We start from the raw sequence: 21,515 nt of genomic DNA on the forward strand, positions 1-21,515 counted from the left end.
ACGGAGCCGCCCACCCGACGGGCAATACCATCAAGACAAGCACCACGGCTGACCCTCACCCAACCCTCTCCCGCGGGGAGAGGGCTCTTCGCTCCCTTCTCCCTGCGGGAGAAGGGTTGGGGATGAGGGCCACGGAGTCCTTGGGGAGCCGTACTCGATGACATTGACCCCAACCTGCCGCATTAATGACCACCACGCCCTCGCCCTCAGCTTGCTCGCGGACAAGGATGGCTTGTCTGCCGCCGCCCTGCGCAAGCGTCTGGATGTGCCCATGAGCGTGCTGCTGCGCGTGTTGAGCGAGCTGGGCGAACTGGCGCTGGTGGAGCGTCGTGCGGTGGGTCGTCGCGAGGGCGTCTTCCTCACAGCCAAGGCGCGTGCGCTGTTGCAGAGCGGGGCAGCGCAATGAAGCCGACGCACACGCTGCGCGCGCGGCGCTTCGAGGCCGGTTCGGTGCGCGAGACGGAGGAATGCGTCGCTGACGAGGTGGCCGTAGCACTCATCTACAACGGCGTCTCGCATGCGGTGATGATGGCGAGCCCGCAGGACCTCGAAGACTTCGCGCTGGGCTTCTCGCTGACCGAGGGCATCATCGACGCGGCGCACGAGTTGAGCGATATCGAGATCAGCGAAACCGCGCAGGGCATCTGTCTCGATCTTCAGATCACCGAGCGGCGCATGCAGGCCCTGCGCGAGCGGCGCCGCGCGCTCACCGGACGGACTGGCTGTGGGCTGTGCGGCGCGGAGTCGCTGGATCAGGCGATACGGCCCATCGCACAGGTGTCGCGCAGCGTGACGCTGCGCGCGGCCGACATTCAACAGGGCTTTGCCGCCATGCAGGCGCAGCAGGCGCTCAACCACGCCACGGGCGCGGTGCATGCGGCGGCGCTGTGGCAGGACGGCGCGCTGCTGCTGCGCGAGGACATCGGCCGCCACAACGCGCTCGACAAGCTGGTCGGCGCCATGCAGCGTGGCGACTGGTCGCGCAGCGTGCTGCTGCTGACCTCGCGCGCTTCGTACGAGATGCTGCACAAGGCGGCGAGTGCCAACATCCCGCTGGTGGCCGCGATCTCGGCACCGTCGGCGAAGGCTGTCGCGCTGGCGCAGGATGCCGGCATCACGCTGATCGGCTTTGCGCGCGGCGCGGCGATGACGATTTATCACGCTGGCGCTGGGCAGGTGTCTGCCTGAGTGCGGCGCTTCATCCCGGCGCGGTCTGTCGGGTCTTTCGATTGGCTTGCCTGGAGTGACGCCTGATGTTCCGTATGCCTGTTTTGCTGTGCCTGTTCTGCGTCGGTGTCTTGCAAGCCAGCGCGCAGACGCCCGTTGCCGTGAGTGGCCAGAGCCTGCCGGGCATGGAGGCCCTTGATGAGGCCATGCAGTCCCTGATGCAGAACAACGGCTATCCCGGCGGCACGCTGGCGGTGGCCTTTCAGGGGCGGCTGGTGCTCAACAAGGCCTATGGTTTGGCGAAGTCGGGCGTGTTCAGCAAAACGCCGATGCAGGTCGATCAGCGCATGCGCATCGCGAGCATGTCCAAGCTGATCACGGCGGTGGCGGCGCTGAAGGCGGCCGAGCAGGGCAAGCTCGATCTCGATCAGCCCTTTGTGAAACTGCTTGGTTTCCCTGCCAACCCTGCCGAGTACGCCGACCCGCGCGTGCTGCAGATCACCGTGCGCCAACTCTTGCAGAACCATGCGGGCTGGACGATTGATCGTGCGAAAGACCCGATGTTCGAGCGCACGCCGGCCTGCCCGGGGAGCGCGGCCAGATGGCTTGCAAATGTGAAGCTCGATGCGGAACCGGGCCAGCTGTATTCCTACGGCAACATCAATTTCTGCCTCGCCCAGCAGGTGATCGAGAAGGCGACGGGGCAGAAGTATGTGGACTTCGTGAAGACCCACATCGCAGCGCCTGCCGGCATCAGGTCGTGGGAATTCGCCACGCTGCGCGGCAAGGATGATGAGCCGGAGTATGTGAGCGAGAACGGCAGCGCCTATTCAGGCATCGATTTCGAATCGCTGGGGGGTGCTGGCGCATGGACGAGCACGGCGGCCGACTACGTGCGCTTCCTCTCCGCGCTGCGCAACCATGGTGGCCGCAGCCTGCTCAGCGCCGCGAGTTTTGCGCAGCTCTACGGTCGCCCAGCGGCCGCCGCGTCTGCGGGCAACCCCGTGTACTACGGGCTGGGCGTGCGTGCGCGCATGCTGGACGCCACGCGCGTGAACCTCTGGCACAGCGGCAGCCTGCCGGGCACCAGCAGCCTTGGCCTTTCGTACGCCTCGGGCTGGAACATCGTGGTGATCTTCAATTCGCGCGTTGCGGGGCCGGACCGCGATCAGGCCACAGGTGACACGGATCGCTTGCTCGGGCAGGCGGCGGGCAAGATCAGATTGCCGCCCGGCGAGATCGCGCCGCTGTGGTGAGGTGTACCCGCGCGCTCAAAGCGTCGGTCGTGACGCTTTGACAGTGCAGCAATGAAAACCCCCAACCTGACGCGCGGCGTACCTGCCTTCCGCTCCCCTCCCCCGCTGGCGGGGGAGGGGAGCTGGTGCGGCTTGTGCCGCGCAAGGTTCAGCTCAGAGCTTGCCGACGCCGGCGTTGGCCGGCACGGTGGTCGACAGGTTCGTCGTCGCATCCAGCGTGTAGGTATAGAAAGTCGAGGGCGTCGCTGTCGGCGCACCGCTGCTGGCGCCGGTGGCAAACCACGGCGTGCTGGTGGTGGTGACGTTGGTCACCGAGACGCCGCTGACATCCAGCGCGCTGCCATTGAGTACGTTGCCGGCATGGTAGGCGTAGGCCGAGCAGTACTCGCTGAACATGCCTGACAGCGCTGCGCAGCTGGTGACCTTGCTGCTGCTCGACGAGCCGCTGTAGACGTTGCTGGCCGAGGCGCCGGTGACGTCGGCGACGTTGTTCTCGACGTAGATCTTGCCGCCCTGCGCCGCCACCCAGCCCGCAGACCAGGGGTAGTCGGCTGCACTGGTGCTGTTGCTGAAGTAGTTGTTGTAGATGTGCACCATGCCGTAGCGCACGCGCGGCTGGCGCTGGCGCAGGTTCTTGAAATGGTTGTGGTTGAAGGTGATCTTCAGCGCGCCAGGGTTTTCGCCCGTGAGGCTCGCTGTGTCAGTGCCGCCGATGAGCAGGGACTTGTCGTGGTCGTGATAGTAGTTGTACGACGAGGTCACGTAGTTGGCGTTCTTGGTGATGTCCGACAAGCCGTCGTGGTGCTGCACGTGGAATAGCAAGGCGTTGGACGAGCTGCCGTAGTCGACGCCGTTGAAGGTCTCGGTAAAGGGCGAGGGATACTGGCTGTCGAAGCGCGCGCCACTGCCGTCGCTGAACTCGTTGTGGTCGAGCCAGACGTGATCGGCATACATGACGGAGACGTTGTCGTAGGCCGAATTCCAGCGCCCGGTGCTGGAGTCGGTCGGGTCCCACTGCGGGAAGAAGTCGAACGAGTCTTCGAAAGCGATGTTGCGGATGACAATGTTATCGACGCGCGCGCTGCTTGATGCGCCGATGGCCAGCGTGCCGTGGATGATCTTGGCCGTACTGCCGATGCCGAGGATGGAGGTGTTCGAGGGAATGCTCAGATACACGACCTTCTTCTGCAGGGCGGCGTAGCAGAGGCGCGCGTTTTCAGCCGTGCCGGTCGGCGTGGTGGTCGCCGAGTTGGACGCCGAGGTGCCCCATACGCTGGGGCGATAGGCCGCGTAATAGGCCGTCCAGAAAGCGCTCTCGCTGGTGTAGGTGCCCGAGGTGTAGCTGACCCCTGACGCCGCGCAGCCGCCCGAGTTGGTGTTCGCCACGTAATCGTCGGCAGTCAGCTCGGTCAGCGCCTTGTTCATGTTGAGGCTGATGGTGCCCGACACGTAGATGAGCTTCTTGCTGCTGTCGAGGGTGCCGCTGAAGCTGCCATCTGCATTGATGGTGGCGGTGCCGCCATAGAGCGCCTGGATCAGTTCGTTGCGGTTGGTGACCGTGTAGGTCTTGCTGCTCGTTGCACCATGACCGCCTGTCGTGCCGGTGGTGCCAAGGTTGTTGGTGCCCACTGCGGCCCAGCCGGTGACCCCGAGCGAAGTGATCAGCGAGCTGGCCGCAGAGCTGGTTGCGCTGCTGGAGACCGAGGAGCTCGACGAGCTGGCGACGCTGCTGCTGGAACTGCTGGATGCCGCCACCGAGGATGAAGAGGACACGGACGACGAAGTGGCGGACGACGCGGCCGAGCTGCTGCTGGAGGCAGTCGAGCTGGCAACCGATGAAGCCACGCTGCTGCTCGATGCTGCAGCTGTGGCTCCACTGCCGCCTCCACCGCCGCCACCTCCACCGCACCCCACCAACAAGGTGCCCGTAACCAGGGCAACAAGCCCTGCTTGCCAATGCTGCGTCATGTCTTCTCCGATTCTGCTTTTTGCGTGCGAGGCGGCGAGCCCCGGCAGAGTGTAGGTAAAAATCTGACTTCAGAATCTCATGAAATGTAAAAATCGCCTAAAACATTACGAGCGGCGTGTTATCGGTCACACGCGGTGTATCACACAACAATTCACACAAGTTTCCGGGCGCCGCCCGTAGTGCGGTGCAGAATTCCGGGCCGAAGTCATGTCGCCTGGCGGGCTGCCGTAAACAGTGTTTGAGCCCCGCATTGTCCGGCGCGGCCAGAACTCAGGAGAGAAACGCGATGCGGGCGAACCGCAACTACCCAGCAGGCAACCTCAGGTATTGCCGGCCGGCCGCCATGCAGCGGTCGCAATGCCCCATGGGCAGGATGGTCACGGCATGAGCCTGCGCGCGCGCATCCTGTGGCTGGTGCTGGCGGCGAGCTTCCTGCCGCTGCTGACGGTGGTCTGGCTGCTGCTTGAGCAGCGCGCCGCCGCGCTTGATCAGGCGCACGCACAACTCGTGGCACGCGCCGACAGTATCGCCAAGGATCTCGACGACAAGGTAGCGGGCACAGCCCAGCTGCTCTTCGGCCTTGGCCGCGTGCCCATCCTCTCAAGTAACGACAAGGCCGCCTGCTCGGAATTCCTCGCCACCGTGCTGCAGGAACATCCGCAGTACACCGGCCTGCTGACTATTCGCCCCGACGGCATGCTTCACTGCGACTCGCTGCGCAGCGGGCGCAAGCTGGACCTCAACGACCGCGAGTACTTCAAGCGCGCCGTCATCGCACGCCGCCACGTGGTGGAGCCCGTGTTCGGCCGCCTCACCGGCAAGGGCGTATTGCAGATCGCCTACCCGGTGCGTGACGACGGGGGCGACCTCAAGTTCGTGCTGCTGGCCTCGCTCAATCTCGAAGCCTACGGCCAGTCCGTCACGCCCAGCCTGCCCTACCCCAACATGGGGCTGCAGATCTGGGACGGTAAGGGCAACCTGATCCTGCGCGAGCCCGGTGGCTTCAACGGCCCCGATGCTCGCCCTCAATCGACGCCCGACCAAGACAAGCTGCTGTTATCCGGCAAGGCCGGTACCGTGAATACGGTAGGCATGGGGCAAGACGCACGCATCTGGGCTACCGCCACACTGCCGCGCACCCGCGACACCGGGCTGCGCCTGGGGTTGAGCCTGCCGGAGGTGGAGCTCTATGCGCAGGTCGACAACCACTTCAGGCGCACCCTGTTGGGCATGTTGGCGATTTCGGCGGCGCTCTTCCTTGCTGCGGCGGCGCTGGCGGAGTTTGCCGTACGACGGCAGACGGCACGACTGATGACGGCCATCTCGCACCTCGACCAGGGCAGCTTCGACACCGAGATCGGCCCCGATTACCCGCGCGGCGAGCTTGGCAAGGTGATGAGCGCACTGGACCGCCTCGCCCGCTCCTTGCAGACACAGCACGCAGAGCTGTCGCGCACCCACGCGGCATTGGAACGGCAGGCCAATTACGACAGCCTGACCGGTCTCGCCAACCGTAACCTGATGCACGACCGCCTCGATCAGGCCCTGATCTATGCCCACCGCGCGCATCGCATGGCCGCCGTGCTGATGCTGGACCTCGACCGCTTCAAGACCATCAACGACAGCCTGGGCCACAGCAAGGGCGACATGCTGCTGAAAGAGACAGCCAGACGCCTCGCGGAATGTGTGCGGCCCGGAGACACGGTCGCGCGCATGGGGGGTGATGAGTTCGTGATCGTGCTCAGCGACATGGCCAGCGTTGACGACGTGCAGCCCATCACCCGAAAGATCCTGCACGCCATGTCGCAACCGGTAACGGTCGAAGGCCACATCATCAACAGCAGCGTCAGCATCGGCGTCAGCGTCTATCCGCTCGACAGCGAGGCCGGTGAAACCTTGCTGCGCAACGCGGACATGGCCATGTACCAGGCCAAGGACATGGGTGGCAACACTGTCGAGCTGTTCACTTCGTCCATGACGCACAGCGCCCGCGCCCGCCTGCAGACCGAGGCCGGCCTGCGCAATGCCCTCGCCCACAGCGAATTCCTGCTGCACTACCAGCCCATCGTCGAGCTGAAGAGTGGCCGCGTGACCTCGGTCGAGGCTCTGCTGCGCTGGCAGCCGTCGCAAGGCAACCTCGTGCCTCCGGCACAGTTCATCCCGGTTGCGGAAGAGACCGGCCTCATCGTACCGATCGGCGAGTGGGTGCTGCAGGAGGCCTGCCGTCAGGCCCGGCGCTGGCAGGACCAGGGTTACGACACGCTGCAGATCGCGGTGAACCTGTCGATCCGGCAGTTCGCCGACCCGAGTCTGGTCGCCACGGTGCGCGACGCCTTGCAGAGCAGCGGCTGCAATCCCGCCAGCCTGCAGCTCGAAATCACCGAGAGCATGGTGATGCAGGACGCGCAGGGGGCGCTCAACACCATGCACCAGCTCACCGAGCTGGGCGTGCAATTCTCCATCGATGATTTCGGCACCGGCTACTCCTCGCTGAGTTACCTCAAGCGCTTGCCGGTGCACAAACTGAAGATTGACCGCTCATTCATCGGCGAAATCGAGACCGACGAGAACGACCGCGCCATCGTCGATGCCATTCAGACCCTTGCGCGCAAACTCACGCTGCGCACCGTTGCGGAAGGTGTCGAAACCGACGCGCAGCTCGACATCCTGCGCGAGCTCGGATGCGACGCCTATCAGGGCTACCTGTTCTCACGCCCGGTTGCGGCGACGGACATTGCCCGACTGCTGAGCAACATGCCGGCTTGATGCCGGCCCTGCTCAGCATGCGACGCTGACCGCAATCAACGTCGCACACCACTCAGACGCCGGCGCCGTGCGCCTGCTGGTCGGCCCAGTAGCTCGAACGCACCATCGGACCGCAGGCTGCGTTCTTGAAGCCCATCTTCAGCGCTTCGGTCTCGAACATCTTGAAGACGTCAGGGTGCACGTAGCGCAGCACCGGCAGGTGGCCCTGCGAGGGTTGCAGGTACTGGCCGATGGTGAGCATGTCTACGTCGTGCGCGCGCATGTCGCGCATCACTTCGAGAATCTCTTCATCGGTCTCGCCCAGGCCGACCATGAGACCGCTCTTGGTCAGTACCTCGGGGTGGTTGGCCTTGAAGTTCTTGAGCAGCATCAGCGAGTGCGCGTAGTCGGAACCGGGTCGCGCGGCCTTGTAGAGACGCGGCACGGTTTCGAGGTTGTGGTTCATCACGTCAGGCGTCGCCTCGGCGAAGATCTTCAGCGCGATGTCCATGCGGCCACGGAAATCCGGCACCAGCACTTCGATGGTGGTGTTGGGCGAGGCGCGGCGGGTTTCGGTGATGCAGTCGACGAAGTGCTGGGCGCCGCCGTCGCGCAGGTCGTCGCGGTCAACCGAGGTGATCACGACGTACTTGAGGCGCATGGCGGCGATTGTCTTGGCGAGATCGCGCGGCTCGTCCTGGTTGAGCGGATCGGGCTTGCCGTGACCCACGTCGCAGAACGGGCAACGCCGCGTGCAGATGTCACCCATGATCATGAAGGTGGCCGTGCCCTTGCCGAAGCATTCGTGGATGTTGGGGCAGGACGCCTCTTCGCACACCGTGTGCAGCTTGTGCTCGCGCAAGGTGTCCTTGATCTCGTTGAAGCGCGCGGTCTCCTCACTGTTGCCGATCTTGATGCGGATCCAGTCCGGCTTGCGCAGCTTTTCGGCGGGCACGATCTTGATCGGGATACGCGCCGTCTTGAGTTCGCCGCGCTGCTTCTTCACGTTCTGTTCCATGCTTCACTTTCCTGCCCCGGGGCTGGGGGCTTGTCAAAACTTCAGGCAGCCTCAGTTGGAAAATCCGGCTGCTTCGATTGTCAGGGGGAACCGCTCTTCCAGCAATTTTTCCAGTTGTGCGGCCAGCAGGCTGTGCGCCTCATCAACGCTCAGCGCAATGCCGAGATCAGCCAGCTGCGTGCAGGCCAGGCCTTCGTAACCGCAGGGATTGATGCGGCTGAACGGCGCAAGATCCATGTCCACGTTCAAGGCCAGACCGTGATAACTGCAGCCGCGTGTGATCTTGATGCCCAGCGCGGCAATCTTGGCCTCTCCGACATACACGCCCGGCGCGCCCTCGCGCCGCTCGGCCGCAATGCCCAGTCCAGCCAGCATGTCGATGACGGCCTGTTCCATCAGATTGACCATCTGACGCACCATCAGCTTGCGGCGCGCGAGGTCGATCAGCAGGTAGATCACTGCCTGACCGGGGCCGTGATAGGTGATCTGGCCGCCGCGGTCGATCTTGACCAGCGGCACTTCACTGGCCTCGAGCAGGTGTTCCGGTTTGCCGGCGAGGCCGAGTGTATAGACGGGGGGGTGCTGCAACAACCACAACTGGTCCGGGGTTTCCGGGCCGCGCATGGCGGTCAAAGCTTTCATGTCGGCAAAAGTGGGCTCGTAGGGCACCAAGCCCAGCCGGTGGATCTCCAGCCGTGGCATGTCAGAGGACGACTTTCACCATCGGATGACCGGACAGCTCGGTGTAAAGGGCATCCAGCTGCGGTTTGGAGGTGGCGCGGATGGTGCAGGTCAGCGACAGGTACTTGCCTGTCGACGAGGGGCGCATCTCCATGCTGTTGCCGTCGAAGTCGGGCGCATGGCGCTGCACGACTTCGAGCACGGTCTGGGCGAAGCCGTCGACGCGTTCGCCCATGATCTTGAGCGGGAAGTCGCAGGGGAATTCGAGCAGGGTGTCGGGACGGGTCTGAGGCGTGTTCTGTGACATGGCATGCGGCTGGCGACAAAAAGGGCTCAGCCGGAGGACTTCCGGGGTGGGCCCGGAATTGTCTCCCGACTCGTACATGGGTCACAAGTGAGACCGTCCGGCGATTTTTCCAGTTCTGTAAAAAATCGCAGTGCAGCAAAATGTTTCCGGTCACTTGGCTCAGTACAATCGCGGCACCAAATGGTGATGCCTGCGGCATCACTCAAATCAGCAGCCGGTCCGTCAGGACACGGTTTGTGGAGGAGTCGAAGATGCAGCACCCTGTACGCCTTGCCGGAGGCCAACCGGCGACCTTTTTCCGTTCATTCTGCGCGGCAACACTTCTGGCATTACTGGCAGCCTGCGGCGGCGGTGGTGGTGGAGGAGGAGGCGGCAGCAGCGGCGGTGCAACCGGCAGCACCTCGTCAGCGGCCGGCAGCTCGACGAGCACCTCGGCCACGCTGACGGTCACCACCGAAGTCACCGGCTGGGCCTCGCAAGGCGCCGGCACCACGGGTGGCGCCTCGGCGCCGACCAGCAACATCTACGTCGTGCACAACCGCGCCGAGCTCAATGCCGCGCTGGAGAACCGCAACAGCGCGACCTACGCCACGAACTCATCAGCCGCAAAGAGCGAGCCCAAGATCATCTACGTTGTCGGGACCATCTGGGGTACCGATCTGGGCAACGGCAAGTTTGCCGATGAGGCGTACTACAAGAGCCTCAACGCGACAGCCGCCAACTACGACTTCAACCTGTACGTAAAGAGCGTCGATCCGTCCTACACACCCACCACGGATGAGGCCACAGCGATCAGCAAGCTGTCGTCAGCGCGCACGACCTTGCAGAACCTGCAGAAGGCGCAGATCCAGTTCATCATCCCCTCGAACACCACGATCATGGGCGTCGGTGCGGACGCAAAGCTGATCGACGGCTACTTCTCGATCAACGCGACCAGCAACATCGTCATCCGCAATCTCGAATTCCAGGCACCGCAGGACCTGGCACCCGCCTACACCAATACCGTGGGCAAGGAAGAGTGGAACGCCAAGTACAAGGCGATCTCCATGGTCACCGGCAAGCAGATCTGGATTGACCACTGCACCTTCAGCGACGGCGCCAACTTCGACAGCAAGGAAGTGCGCACCATCAACGGCGTGACCAAGGAAGTGCAGCGTCACGACGGCCTGCTCGACATCGAGGACAGCTCGGACTACGTGACCGTCTCGTACTCGATCTTCAAGAACCACGACAAGACCAACATGGTTGGCGGCTCGGGTGACGGCAACGGCACCAAGGAACGTGCCTACAACCGCCTGACCTTCAGCAACAACATCTGGCAGAGCATCACGCAACGCGCACCGCGCGCGCGTTTCGGCCAGATCCACGTCTACAACAACTACTTCGACGGCAACACCGACAGCACCGACTATCCGATGAGCTACTACATCGGCATGGGCGCGGAGTCGCGCATCCTGTCCGAAGGCAACGTCTTCGACCTCGCCGGCTCCAAGGCCAGCGTGTCGCGGATCATCTCCAACCTCAACGGCTACCAGTTCAAGGACGTCGGCTCCTGGTACAACGGCGTGGCGGCCTCGGCCGACCTCGAAGCCGCCGCCAAGGCAGCCCTCGAGGCGCGTTACAGCAGCGCTCAGGCCGCCGGCACCAGCAGTGGCTTCACGGTGGCGCCCTACACCAACGTACTGGGCTGGACGCCGCCTTACGCCTACACCCTGGGCAGCACCGCTGCCGCCGTGCGCGAACACAACCTCGCCTACGCCGGCGCCGGCAAGCTGCCGGTGGCCACGGCCAGTGGCACGCGTCCGATGCTGGACGATACCGCCGCTGGCAACTTCACCGTAGCCAAGGCGCTCGCCGGCTCCGACGCCTGGGCGCCGCAATCGGTCAACGCCGGTCAGCCCAATGCCGGCCGCCTCTACCCAGCTGGCTTCACGGCCGACTACACCGTGGCCAAGGATGGCAGCGGTACGCACACCACGATCCAGTCCGCACTCAACGATGCCTCGACCAGCACCGCCACACGTGTCTATATCCGCGTGAAGGCAGGCGACTACAACGAGCAACTCATCGTCGCCAGCTCGGCCACCACGGCCGTCACGCTCTACAGCACCGAGAGCGATGCAACCAAGGTGCGCATCTACAACGCCTTGTCGCAAGGCAGCCCGTCAAGCGCCTACACGGCCTTCGTCGGTGCTACCGCTGACACCTCGGTCTACAACGGCAACACGGATGCCAAGGCGCTCTACACGCTGTGCACGGCCTCGGGCAAGACCAGCGCCGTGGGCAAGGAATGCTCGGCCACGATGCGTGTGCGCAACAACGGCTTCCAGCTCGTGAACATCACGGTCGAGAATGCCTGGGCCGAAGTGGGCACCAACGACCAGGCCGTCGCGATCATGATCGACAAGGCCGACAAGATCGTGCTCGACGGCGTGCGTCTGCTCGGCAACCAGGACACGCTCTATCTCGCCAACAGCGGCAAGCGCGTCTTCGTCACGGGCAGCGACATCAGCGGCGACGTGGACTTCATCTTCGGCGCCGGCATCGGCGTATTCGAAGGCAGCACGATCCGCACCATCGGCACGCGCAAGCCCAGCGGCACCTCGATCACCTCGCCCTCGACGACGCAGGCGACACAGACCGTAGGCCTGCTGTTCAACAACAGCGTGTTCCTCGCCGACAGCAGCACGACGGCGGACAGTATCTTCCTCGCGCGTCAGTGGGACGACAGCACCACCGACGCACCGGGCAAGACCTTCGTGCGCAACTCGGTGCTGGGCAAGCACATCGCACTCTCCACGGGCCCGTGGAGTGCCAAGGCCATCGGCGGCACGGCGACTGTCTACAGCAACGGCAGCACGCAGCCCTACCTCACCGAGTACCGGAACTGGGATGAGGCCGCGAAGTCCAGCGGCTCGTCGTCGAGCGCCAGCAGCGTATCGTCGTCTTCGAGCAGCAGTTCGTCCTCGTCGAGCAGTTCGTCGTCGAGCAGCTCCAGCGTAACGCCCACCCCAGGCACCACAGATGTGGTCATCAGCGGCGCCACGCCGCTGACCAATGCCTTCACCACCGGCGGCCTGCCGAACACCGCGACGACAACCTTCACCTCAAGCAGCAGCAGTACCAGCAGCGGCACGGTCGCGACGCAGGTCTACACGCTGGTGGGCGCGGGCAGTCTGGGTGTGGCAAGCAGCAGCGCGTCCAGTTCGCTCAACTCGGACAGCATGGAGTACGCGTATACGACTGTGACGGGCGACTTCACGATGGTCGCACGCATGCTGTCACAGGAGATCCCGAGCGGCCTGTCGACGGGCAACATCCGCGCAGGACTGATGGTTCGTAACAGCCTGGATATCAACTCGCGCTATTACGGCATCCTGATGCGCGGCATCCCGCGCCTGCAATGGGAACAACGCATCACCGACAACGCCTCTGTCAGCTCGTCGAGTCTGGGCTACACCACGCCGCTCACCACGCAACCGGTATGGATTCGTCTGGCCCGCGTCGGTCAGATCATCACGGTGTCGTACTCGACTGATGGCGTGACCTGGTTGGGTACGAAGTCGCAGGACTTCACCGCCACCGGCTACACAGCGCTGGGTAGCACGGTGTACATCGGTCTGGTGGGCGTATCCGGCAGCGCCACGGTCACCTCGACCAGCAGCTTCGACAATGTGTCACTGACCACGTCGTCACCCTGACGCGCGGCTGCATGCATGACAAATAGCCCGCCACCCGGCGGGCTTTTTGTTGCGCGTGTCATGGGGCTCCGTAGTTTCACGTAGCCCGAACGTTTCTGGTATCCCGATTGCTAGAGTAAGACCTCCTACTCACCCCGGAGGCTCTTCATGCTTGCTTCATCTATCGTTCGCCGCGCAGCCCGCCACACGCTGGCGGCGGTTTGCCTCAGTTTTCTCAGTCTCGCGGCACTTGCCCAAAGCAAACCCAATGTGGTGATTCTGGCCACCGGCGGCACCATTGCGGGGGCCGGCGCCACGGCGGCCAACAGCGCGACCTACCAGGCCGCCAAGGTGCCAGTCGACAAACTCATCGCTGGCGTGCCTGAACTCAAGGACGTCGCAAGCGTGCGCGGCGAACAGGTTTTCCAGATCGCTTCGGAGAGCTTCACCAACGCCCACCTGCTGACGCTGGCCAAGCGCGTCTCGGCGCTCGCCAGGCAAGCCGATGTCGACGGCATCGTGATCACGCACGGCACCGACACGCTGGAGGAGACGGCCTTCTTCCTGACCCTGACCGTGCGTACCGACAAGCCCATCGTGGTCGTCGGCTCGATGCGGCCCGGCACGGCCATGTCGGCCGACGGCATGCTCAACCTCTACAACGCGGTGAGCGTGGCGGCCAACCCGAGCGCCAAGGGCAAGGGCGTGCTGGTGACCATGAATGACCAGATCTTCAGCGCGCGTGATGTATCGAAGACCATCAACATCGTGACCAATGCCTTCAACAGCCAGTGGGGTCCGCTGGGCATGAACGTCGAGGGCAAGGCTTACTGGTTCCGTGCGCCGGTGAAGCGCCACACGATGAATTCGGAATTCGACATCGACAAGATCGACAGCCTGCCTGATGTCGACATCGTCTATGCCTACGGCAGCGTGCCCGCCACAGCGTATGAGGCGTTCGGCAAGGACAAGGCCCTCATCCACGCCGGCACCGGCAACGGCTCAGTGGCTGATCGCATCGTGCCGGTGTTGCAGGGTCTGCGGGCCAAAGGCGTGCACATCATTCGCTCAGCGCGTGTGCCGGAAGGCTTCGTGCTGCGCAATTCCGAGCAGCCCGATGACAAGTACGACTGGGTGGTGGCGCACGACCACAAGCCACAGAAAGCGCGCATCCTCGCCATGCTGGCGTTGACGAAGACCAGCGACACCAAGGAGCTGCAGCGTATCTTCTGGGAATACTGAAGGAAGATATCGACCATGAAAAAGCCCGCTCACGAGCGGGCTTTTTCGTGCGCGTTGTTGCCTCAGCGGAACCAGAGCTTCACCGCGTCTACCGAACGACCGACGATGCCGGCCTGAGCAACGTCCTGCAGCGCAACGACGGGGAATTCGCCCAGCGACTTGCCATCCAGGCTCAGCGTGATGCGGCCCAGCGCAGCGCCCTTGCTGACAGGTGCCTTGAGAACCGGGGTCACGGCATCGAACTGCAGCTTGACGTCCTTGCTGCGATCACGCGGCACGGCAAGCACGAGGTCCTGGGCCACCCCCACCTCGACCTCGTCCTGCTGGCCCTGCCAGACCTGCAGCTTGCGTACGGGCTGGTTGGCGCCATAGAAGCGCACCGAGTCGAAGTTCAGGAAGCCGAAGTTGAGCAGCTGCTGCGAGGCGAGCGTGCGGGCATTGTCAGACGCCGTCCCCATGACCACCGAGATGAGGCGACGCGGACCACGACGCGCCGTTGACACCAGGCAGTAACCGGCGGCGTCGGTGTGGCCGGTCTTCATGCCGTCCACGGTCGGGTCCAGCCACAACAAGCGGTTACGGTTGGGCTGGTTGATCTTGTTGTAGCGGAATTCCTTCTGCGAGTAGATCGGGAAGAATTCCGCGTGGTCGCGAATGATGGCGGCCGCAATGCTGGCCATGTCGCGCGGCGAGCTGTAGTGACCCGACTCGGTGAGGCCGGTGGCGTTGCGGAACTGGGTGTTGGCAAGGCCAAGGCGCTGCGCTTCGCGATTCATCAGCACAACGAAATTGGCTTCGCTACCCGCGACCAGCTCGGCCAACGCAATGCAGGCATCGTTGCCGGACTGCACGATCACCCCCTGCAGCAGCTCGCGCACGGTCACCGGCTTGCGCGGCTCGATGAACATGGCCGAGCCGGACTTGACCATTCGCCAGGCATTCTCGGAGACCGGTACGGTCTGGTCCAGCGTGATGGCCTTGGACTTGAGTGCGTTGAACACGACGTAAGCGGTCATCAACTTGGTCAGCGAGGCCGGTTCGGCACGCATGTCGGGTTTTTCGCTGGTCAGGATCTGATTGCTGCCGGTATCAAGTAGCAGCCAGGCGCGTGCGTCGAGGTGGGGCGGAACAGGAGCCGTGGGGGCCGCGGCAGCCGGTGTCTGGGCAAGGACGGGCTGGCAGGCAGAGGCCACAATCAGGGCGAACAGCAGGGATTTGATCTTCACAACGGTAGAAGGCGAAAAAGGAAGGCGGAAAAGGAAAGGCGGGAAAGGAAGTCGTCAGACCGTCCAGGACGGCCGGGGTTCGCGATTATAGGGTGCGACATTCACCGCGCTGTGCGCGAGCGGTCATGCTGCGTGTTCAACGCTGAACAATGAAGGGCGTGAGCTTGAGCGCTTTCGTCACACCTTCGATAGCCGCGCGTGCGCTGCTCACATCGGCGAACGGACCGAGTTGCAGGCGATAGCGCGTGCCGTCAGGCACGATGTGCAGGGTCTGGCGCTGGCCCTTGAGTTCCTGCTGCGCGTAATCGCGGAAGCCTTCCGCATTACCCAGCGTGCTGAAAGCGCCCAGCTGCAAGTAGATACCTGCCGGTGCGCTCGCTGCAGCAGGCGTGGTGGCTGCAGGAGCCGGAGTCGGTGATACGGCAGACGCAGGAGCTGGCGCGGACACGACAGATGTCACCGCAGCGGGTGCCTCGGCAACGCGAACTTCCGCAACCGCAACTGGCGCCGTGCCCGAGGCCTCTGCCACGACTGGCGGCGAGTCGTCGGGCCGCACAAGCTCGACCTCGACCTCGGTCGAGCCCTTGCCGGTGTAGCCCAGCTTCCAGGCAGCCGTGTAGGACAGGTCGATCAAGCGGTCTTTCTTGAACGGGCCACGGTCATTGACGCGCACGATCACGGACTTGCCGTTCTGTACATTCGTGACCCGCACGTAGCTGGGGATGGGCAGGATCGGATGCGCCGCCGTCATCGCGTACATGTCGTAGGGCTCGCCGCTGGACGTGGGCTTGCCGTGGAAGCGCTTGCCGTACCAGCTGGCAATGCCGCGTGCCTTGTAGTCGCTGGCGTCGAGCAGTGGCGTGAAGCTCTGGCCGAGCGCGACGTAGGGCCGGTTGGCGCGCGGGTGCAGGGGCTCCTTGCGCGGCTGGGCGTCGGGAATGCTGGCCATGTCGGCTGGCGGGTTGGCGCCGGGGCCGTCGTCAAGGTAGTAGCCCCCCTTGCCCGGAGTAGATGGTTCATTGCCGGGGTTGGCAGGCGGGGGTACGGGCCGCGTCGCGGGTGCAGGACTGGTCACAGGAGCGGGGGCCGGTGTCGGGCTCGTCGGCGGGGCAGAACGAGCAGGTGGGGCAGGACGCGTCTCCACCGGACCGGGCGTACTGGCGCAAGCACTCAGCAGCAAGACCAGTGCCGCGAGGAGCAGCGACTTCATTGCCGCCTGCCGTGGCGGCGGTTACGGCTGATGCTCATGAGCATGCCGACGCCCAGACAGAGCGTCACCAGCGCTGTGCCGCCATAACTGACGAAGGGCAAGGGCACCCCCACCACGGGCAGGATGCCACTGACCATGCCCATGTTCACGAACGCATAGGTGAAGAAGGTCATGGTGATGGCGCCAGCGAGCAGGCGCGCGAAGAGATTGGGCGCATTGGCCGCAATGGCCAGACTGCGCGCGATGAGCATGGCGTAGAGCACCAGCAGGGCGATCACGCCGAGCAGGCCGAATTCCTCGGACAGCACGGCGAGGATGAAGTCGGTATGGCGCTCGGGCAGGAAGTCGAGGTGCGCCTGCGTGCCTTCGCGCCAGCCTTTGCCGGTGACGCCGCCCGAGCCCACGGCAATCGTCGACTGGATGGTGTGGAAGCCCTTGCCGAGCGGGTCGGACGAGGGATCAAGCAGGGTGCACACGCGGTGCTTCTGGTACTCGCGCAGGCCAGGCCACTCGACACCATGCTCGCAGATCGGCCCCTGGTAGATGATCACCGCCACGATGGCCGAAACGCCAAGCACGGTCACCGGCACGATGAGCTTCCAGGACAGGCCGGCGAAGAAGATCACGAACACGCCGGCACCCACCACCAGCAGGGCCGTGCCGAGGTCTGGCTGCTTGGCGATGAGCCCTACGGGTATTGCCAGCAGGGCCGTGGCGACGAGAAAGTCGCGCACCTTGAGGCTGCCCTCGCGCTTCTGGAAGTACCAGGCCAGCATCAGCGGCATGGCGATCTTCATGAGCTCGGACGGCTGGATACGCGCAATGCCGATGTTGAGCCAGCGCGTCGCACCTTTCGAGGTCTCGCCGAACAACTCGACGGCGACCAGCAATAGCACGCCGACGACGTACAGCGGCAGCGCCAGGCTATGCAGGCGCTGCATGCGCGTGTGCGCGACCACCACCATCACGATGAGGGCCGCCGCCAGGTTGATGAGGTGGGCGTTGAGGCGCTCGGGCGAGGCGCTGAGCATGACGATGAAACCGCCGCCAAGAATGCTGATGAGGATGCCCCACAGCCAGGGGTCGATGGGCGCGAACAGGTGGCGCAGCCAGCGGGCGGGGTCGAATTGGAAGTGCATCGTCGTCCCGTCCTATTCGCTTTCAGCGCCGGATTGTTCAGGCGCCGGACCCGCCGGACGCTTGCCGACGAGGTAATAGTCGAGGATCTGGCGCGCAATCGGCGCTGCAGACTCGGCGCCGAAACCACCGTTCTCGACGATCACGGCCAGCGCGATCTTCGGCGCCTCGGCTGGCGCAAAGGCGATGTAGAGCGCGTGATCGCGAAGGGTCTCGTGGATCTTGGAGGCTTCGTACTTGGCACCCTTGAGGGAGTAGACCTGGGCCGTACCGGTCTTGCCCGCCGCGGTGTACTCGGCTTTGGCAAAGGCACGCGCACCCGTCCCCCATTTGTTCACCTCGACGAGTCCCTTGAAGATCACGTCGAGATGCTCTTTCTGGATCGGGATGGTCTTGATCGGCGTAGGCTCGACCACCGTGCGCGCACCGCTGCGTGCATCTTCGATGTAGCGGACGATGTGCGGCTTGTACATCACGCCACCCGCTGCCACCGTGGCCATCGCATGCGCCATCTGCAGCGGCGTGTAGGCGTTGTAGCCCTGACCGATACCGATCGAGATGGTCTCACCGGCATACCACTTCTGCTGCTCGGGCTTCTTGAAGCGGCGCTTCTTCCAGGCGGGCGATGGCAGAATGCCCTCAGCCTCGCCCTCGATATCGATACCGGTGCGCGAACCGAACCCGAACTGGCCGATGCTGGACGACAGCAGGTCGATGCCCATGTCGTTGGCGAGCATGTAGTAGTAGGTGTCGCAGGACACGACGATGGACTTCACCATGTCCACCGAACCATGCCCCCCCTTCTTGTCGTCGCGGAAGGTGTTGTTGCCGAACACGAAGTAACCGGGATCCGAGATGGCCTGGGTCGGCGTGCGCTTCCCCGTCATCAGCGCTGCCAGCGCCATGAAGGGTTTGAAGGTCGAGCCCGGCGGATAGGCCGAATAGATGGCACGGTGCAGCAAGGGCTTGTCAGGCGAGGTGTTGAGCGCGCCCCAGTTCTGCGGGTCGATGCCGTCGACGAACAGGTTGGGGTCGAAAGTCGGCTTGGACACCAGGGCCAGCACACCGCCCGTGCCGGGCTCGATGGCGACCAGCGCGCCGCGCCGGCTGCCGAAGGCGTCTTCGGCTATGCGTTGCAGCTCGGCATCCAGCGTCAGCACAAGGTTGTCGCCGGGCACCGGCGGCGTGCGGCTGAGTCCGCGCACAGCACGGCCTGCGGCGTCGACTTCGACCTGCTCGAAACCTGTGATGCCGTGCAGGTACTTCTCGTAACTTTGCTCCAGACCCGTCTTGCCGATGTGTTCGGTACCCCGGTAGTTGGCCGCGCGATCTTCGTCCTCCTCGATCTGCTCGGCCTCTCTCTTATTGATGCGGCCGATGTAACCCAGGGCGTGCGAACCCAGCTCGCCGTGCGGGTACTGGCGGAACAATCGCGCCTTGATTTCGACGCCGGGGAAACGGTAGCGGTGGGCAATGAAACGGGCCACCTCTTCGTCGCTGAGGCGGTTACGGATTGGCAGGGACTCGAAGTTGCGGCTCTCATCTAGCAGCTTCTTGAAACGCTTGCGGTCCTTGGCCTGGATGTCGATGACTTCGCCCAGCTCGTCGATGGTGGCTTCGAGGTTGCGCACCTTGGAGGGCGTGATTTCCAGCGTATAGGCCGAGTAGTTGCGCGCGAGGATGACGCCGTTGCGATCGACGATAAGCCCGCGGTTGGGCACGATGGGTACCAGCGAGATGCGGTTCTCTTCGGCGCGCGTCGAGTAGTAGTCGTGCTTGACGATCTGCAGGTAGACGAAACGCGCGACGAGCAGGCCGAAGCAGATCAGCACGAACACGCCCGCCACGGCCACACGGGCGCGGAAGCGGGAGAGTTCCTGTTCTGGGGCGTTGAGTTCCATGAATCAGAGAGGAGTAATGAGTAAGGAGTGAGGAGCAAAATCAGCCCCCGTGCGTTGCCGCATCACACCTCGGGCTGCACAGCAGCCCTCTGACTTCAACTCCTCACTCCTCACTCCTGGCTCCTCACTCAGATCGGACGATTGTCGTCACGATCAATCGGGCGCATCTGCGGCAGCAACAGCAGGTAATGCACGGGCACCCACAACACAGCCGTTGTGAAGCTGGAGAAGAAGTACTCCCAGCCCGGGAAACGACCGCCAACCAGCAGTCGGATCACCAGCATCACGATCTGTGTCATCAGGAACAGAGGCGCCATGTGGAGAGCCTGGGCCGTCGGTGCGAACCACAACAGGCGACGCGACATGATGATGCTGGCATAGGCAAGCAGCACATAGGCCGTGGCGTGCTGGCCCATCACAGCCCCGTGCGCGACGTCGACGACAACGCCGAGGATGAAAGCAGTACCCATGCCCACGCGCAGCGGCTCACGCACACACCAGAAAGCCAGCACCAGGGCCACAAAGTCGGGAATCGCGTAGAAACTGCCCATCGGGATGAAGTGCAGCGTCAGCGCGATGACCAGCGTGATGAACACGAAGTTCATGCGCACCGGCAGCAGGATGCGGCTCGAACGGTGATTGAGCATCAGGGCCTCTCTCTCTGCGCGGTGTTGGCGGCAGTCGGTGCTGCAGGAGCAGAAGCCGGTGCGGGCGGGGGTACCGCACGCGAAGAGGCAGCATTCGACGAAGCGGCGCTGCTCGCGGAAGACGCCACACGCGATGACGAAGCTCTGGACGCGGCAGCGGCCGAAGAAGCTGCAGAGCTTGCGGCCTTCGAGGCCACAGCGGAACTGGCTGCGGACGAGGCACGCGCGCTCGACGCTGCCGTGGCAGATGCAGCGGAAGAAGCGTTCACCGACGAAGCCGCCGATGCTTCAGAAGACGAAGCGCCCGACGCGGCAGACGACGCAGCGGACGACGATGAGTCATCCCGGCGCCCGACACGGCCCGCCAGCGTACGACGCGGATCATCGTAGACCTCGGGCGGGCGCCCCGGCACCCCACCGGCACGGCCGAGCACCAGCACAGCCCCGCTCTTCTCCACGCCACCGATGGGCAGGCAGAGGATGCGGCCGAAAGATTCCGCCGCATCACGGCTGGCACGAATCACGGTGGCCACGGGCAGGCCCTTGACGAAGACACCGTCGAGACCGGACGTCACGATGCGGTCGCCCACGCGCACGTCGGCGTTGGCCGCGAGGTAACGCAGCTCCATGAGGCCAGAACCGGTACCGAACATCACAGCGCGCAGGCCACTGCGTTCGATGAGCACGGGGATGGCCTGTTCCTTGTCGCTGAGCAAAGTCACTTCGGCGTGGAGCGGGAAGACCCGCGTCACCTGGCCGATCACACCTTCGGCATCGACGACGGCCAGACCGGACTCGATGCCCGCATTGCCGCCCTTGTCGAGGATGACCTTGCGCGAGAAGGGATCACGCGCCGTGAACAGGATTTCTGCAGCGATAGAGCTGACCTTCACGCGCTCGCGGATCGCCAGCAAGCCGCGCAGCTGTTCGTTCTCCGCCTCCAGCTGGCTGTCGCGCAGCAGCTCTTTCGATGCCTTGAGCTGGGCTGTGCGCAGCCGCTCGTTCTCGCGCTGCAGGGTAATCAGGCCATTGAAATAGTTCGACACATTGCGCGTGAACTCGGCCGGCGTCGCCGCCGCGATCTGCAGCGGGTAGGTGAGGATGGCCACACCCTGACGCAGCGTGTCGAGGTAACGCATCTGCAAGTCACCGATCAGCAGGGTCAGGCAGATGGCGAGGTACAGCGTCAGCTTGGCCGAGGGCGGCAGGCCTCTGCGGAAGAACGGTGGCGGCTGATATCCGGAAACTGCGGCCATTGCTCAGTGCGAAGCAAGGAAGGTGGAAGAAGCAAGACCGCCCGGAACTGCGGCGGCCTGATGCCTGCATTGG

General features: G+C 64.1%; 16 protein-coding genes. 6 read left to right on the forward strand and 10 right to left on the reverse strand.

Going from position 1 to position 21,515, the window contains the following annotated elements; translation table 11 throughout:
• The first annotated feature begins 157 nt into the window (after nucleotides 1-157).
• The 3 genes from ABEA02_RS10415 to ABEA02_RS10425 all read left to right on the forward strand — a co-directional run bounded on the left by ABEA02_RS10415 (nucleotide 158) and on the right by ABEA02_RS10425 (nucleotide 2,423).
• Nucleotides 158-406 (forward strand): hypothetical protein, encoded by a 249-nt coding sequence (locus tag ABEA02_RS10415; RefSeq protein WP_345532872.1) that lies wholly within the window; start codon nucleotides 158-160, stop codon nucleotides 404-406.
• Nucleotides 403-1,188 carry a formate dehydrogenase accessory sulfurtransferase FdhD gene (gene fdhD, locus ABEA02_RS10420; protein ID WP_345532873.1) on the forward strand — a complete coding sequence of 262 codons (786 nt, stop codon included), beginning with the start codon at nucleotides 403-405 and terminating at the stop codon, nucleotides 1,186-1,188. Before ABEA02_RS10415 ends, fdhD begins: the two co-directional genes overlap by 4 nt.
• A 65-nt stretch (nucleotides 1,189-1,253) precedes the next feature.
• A complete protein-coding gene (locus ABEA02_RS10425) occupies nucleotides 1,254-2,423 on the forward strand; it encodes a serine hydrolase domain-containing protein (protein WP_345532874.1) in 1,170 nt (389 codons plus the stop codon).
• 153 nt (nucleotides 2,424-2,576) lie between these two features.
• Here ABEA02_RS10425 and ABEA02_RS10430 read toward each other — a convergent pair whose 3' ends face one another.
• A complete protein-coding gene (locus ABEA02_RS10430) occupies nucleotides 2,577-4,391 on the reverse strand; it encodes a pectate lyase family protein (RefSeq protein WP_345532875.1) in 1,815 nt (604 codons plus the stop codon).
• A 358-nt stretch (nucleotides 4,392-4,749) separates the two neighbouring features.
• On the opposite strand from ABEA02_RS10430, the gene ABEA02_RS10435 reads away from it, so the two are divergent.
• Nucleotides 4,750-7,158: a bifunctional diguanylate cyclase/phosphodiesterase gene (locus ABEA02_RS10435; protein WP_345532876.1), complete on the forward strand. Its 2,409-nt coding sequence runs from the start codon at nucleotides 4,750-4,752 to the stop codon at nucleotides 7,156-7,158.
• A gap of 52 nt (nucleotides 7,159-7,210) precedes the next feature.
• Here the strand turns inward: ABEA02_RS10435 and lipA are convergent, their stop codons facing one another.
• The 3 genes from lipA to ABEA02_RS10450 are packed head-to-tail and all read right to left on the reverse strand — an operon-like array spanning nucleotide 7,211 to nucleotide 9,143.
• Nucleotides 7,211-8,155, reverse strand: coding sequence for a lipoyl synthase (lipA, locus tag ABEA02_RS10440; RefSeq protein ID WP_345532877.1), 945 nt, complete (start codon nucleotides 8,153-8,155; stop codon nucleotides 7,211-7,213).
• A gap of 51 nt (nucleotides 8,156-8,206) precedes the next feature.
• On the reverse strand, nucleotides 8,207-8,857 hold the full coding sequence (gene lipB / locus ABEA02_RS10445; RefSeq protein WP_345532878.1) for a lipoyl(octanoyl) transferase LipB: 651 nt from the start codon (nucleotides 8,855-8,857) through the stop codon (nucleotides 8,207-8,209).
• Nucleotide 8,858: 1 nt separating this feature from the next.
• Nucleotides 8,859-9,143 carry a YbeD family protein gene (locus ABEA02_RS10450; RefSeq protein ID WP_345532879.1) on the reverse strand — a complete coding sequence of 95 codons (285 nt, stop codon included), beginning with the start codon at nucleotides 9,141-9,143 and terminating at the stop codon, nucleotides 8,859-8,861.
• Nucleotides 9,144-9,394: 251 nt separating this feature from the next.
• Here ABEA02_RS10450 and ABEA02_RS10455 point away from each other — a divergent pair, with 251 nt between their 5' ends.
• Both ABEA02_RS10455 and ABEA02_RS10460 read left to right on the forward strand, forming a co-directional pair.
• On the forward strand, nucleotides 9,395-12,844 hold the full coding sequence (locus ABEA02_RS10455) for a pectinesterase family protein (RefSeq protein ID WP_345532880.1): 3,450 nt from the start codon (nucleotides 9,395-9,397) through the stop codon (nucleotides 12,842-12,844).
• A gap of 147 nt (nucleotides 12,845-12,991) precedes the next feature.
• Nucleotides 12,992-14,065, forward strand: coding sequence for a type II asparaginase (locus ABEA02_RS10460; RefSeq protein WP_345532881.1), 1,074 nt, complete (start codon nucleotides 12,992-12,994; stop codon nucleotides 14,063-14,065).
• Between the two features lie 62 nt (nucleotides 14,066-14,127).
• Here ABEA02_RS10460 and ABEA02_RS10465 read toward each other — a convergent pair whose 3' ends face one another.
• The 6 genes from ABEA02_RS10465 to mreC form a co-directional block, all read right to left on the reverse strand.
• Nucleotides 14,128-15,291, reverse strand: coding sequence for a D-alanyl-D-alanine carboxypeptidase family protein (locus ABEA02_RS10465; protein ID WP_345532882.1), 1,164 nt, complete (start codon nucleotides 15,289-15,291; stop codon nucleotides 14,128-14,130).
• Between the two features lie 136 nt (nucleotides 15,292-15,427).
• Nucleotides 15,428-16,501 (reverse strand): septal ring lytic transglycosylase RlpA family protein, encoded by a 1,074-nt coding sequence (locus ABEA02_RS10470; protein ID WP_345532883.1) that lies wholly within the window; start codon nucleotides 16,499-16,501, stop codon nucleotides 15,428-15,430.
• Nucleotides 16,498-17,640 (reverse strand): rod shape-determining protein RodA, encoded by a 1,143-nt coding sequence (gene rodA, locus ABEA02_RS10475; protein ID WP_345532884.1) that lies wholly within the window; start codon nucleotides 17,638-17,640, stop codon nucleotides 16,498-16,500. The genes ABEA02_RS10470 and rodA overlap by 4 nt, the downstream gene beginning before the upstream one ends.
• A 12-nt stretch (nucleotides 17,641-17,652) precedes the next feature.
• Nucleotides 17,653-19,539 carry a penicillin-binding protein 2 gene (gene mrdA / locus ABEA02_RS10480; RefSeq protein ID WP_345532885.1) on the reverse strand — a complete coding sequence of 629 codons (1,887 nt, stop codon included), beginning with the start codon at nucleotides 19,537-19,539 and terminating at the stop codon, nucleotides 17,653-17,655.
• A gap of 128 nt (nucleotides 19,540-19,667) precedes the next feature.
• Nucleotides 19,668-20,189, reverse strand: a complete 522-nt coding sequence (gene mreD / locus ABEA02_RS10485; protein ID WP_345533631.1) for a rod shape-determining protein MreD — start codon at nucleotides 20,187-20,189, stop codon at nucleotides 19,668-19,670.
• Complete coding sequence (gene mreC, locus ABEA02_RS10490) at nucleotides 20,186-21,442, reverse strand: rod shape-determining protein MreC (RefSeq protein WP_345532886.1); 1,257 nt, start codon at nucleotides 21,440-21,442, stop codon at nucleotides 20,186-20,188. Before mreC ends, mreD begins: the two co-directional genes overlap by 4 nt.
• Nucleotides 21,443-21,515: the final 73 nt, after the last annotated feature.

The organism is Viridibacterium curvum (assembly GCF_039544165.1).
GTDB classification, from domain to species: Bacteria; Pseudomonadota; Gammaproteobacteria; order Burkholderiales; family Rhodocyclaceae; genus Viridibacterium; species Viridibacterium curvum.